We start from the raw sequence: 1036 nt of genomic DNA on the forward strand, positions 1-1036 counted from the left end.
GTTCCCCGTGCGGGGGCGGCCGGCGATCTCGCCTGGGGCGCTGGCGCTGGTTTCGGTGCTGCAGTACGCGGAGGGGCTCACCGACCGGCAGGCCGCTGACCAGGTGCGGGCCCGTATGGACTGGAAGTTCCTGCTCGGCCTGGAGCTGGACGACCCGGGGTTCGACTTCTCCGTCCTGAGCGACTTCCGCGCCCGGCTGATCGAGCACGGGCTGGAGGAGAAGGTCCTGGAACTGGTCCTGGAGCGGATCTCCGGGCTCGGGCTGCTGCGCGCGGGGGGTCGCCAGCGGACCGATTCCACCCATGTCCTGGCGGCGGTACGGACGTTGAACCGGATGGAGTTCGTCGGCGAGACACTTCGCGCTGCCTTGGAGGCCCTGGCGGCGGCCGCCCCGCAATGGCTGTCCCCGCTGGTCACCGCGGACTGGGCCAAGCGCTACGGCGCCCGGATCGACTCCTACCGCTTCCCCAAGGGCGACAACGTCCGCGCCGGGTGGGCCGGGCAAGTCGGCCAGGACGGCTTCACGATACTCCAGGCCGCCTTCGCCCCCACCGCCCCGGGCCGGCTGCGGGAGATCCCCGCCGTCCAGGTCCTGCGCCGGGCCTGGGTCGAGCAGTACCACCGCGACGAGGACGGGATGGGGGTGCGCTGGCGGGAGGGCAAGGACCTCCCGCCGGGCAGACGCCGGCTGTCCTCGCCTTACGACCCGGATGCCCGCTACGGCGTGAAGCGAGGCTCGGGCTGGTGCGGCTATAAGACCCACCTGAGCGAGACCTGCGAACCCGATGCCCCGCACCTGATCACCCATGTGGTGACCACGGACGCCACCGTCGCCGACACCGAGGTGACCGAAGAAGTCCACCAGGGCCTGTCCGCACGGCAGTTACTCCCCGACGAGCACGATGTGGACGCCGGCTACGTCACCGCCGCACACATCGTCACCGCCCGCGACGAGTACGGGATCGAGCTCGTCGGGCCGGTCGGACTGGACACGTGCCACGAGAGCCACGAGGGTGAGCACTTCGCGCAGAGTGCT

The 1036-nt window shown here is 71.0% G+C and carries 1 protein-coding gene; it reads left to right on the top strand.

The genetic code is table 11. The annotated features are described in order from the left end of the window. Nucleotides 1-7: 7 nt before the first annotated feature. Nucleotides 8-1036, top strand: a 1029-nt coding sequence (locus QMK28_RS33970) for a transposase (protein ID WP_326443553.1), incomplete at its 3' end; no start/stop codon positions are given.

The organism is Streptomyces sp. H27-D2, from assembly GCF_035828615.1.
In the GTDB taxonomy this organism is placed as follows: Bacteria; Actinomycetota; Actinomycetes; order Streptomycetales; family Streptomycetaceae; genus Streptomyces.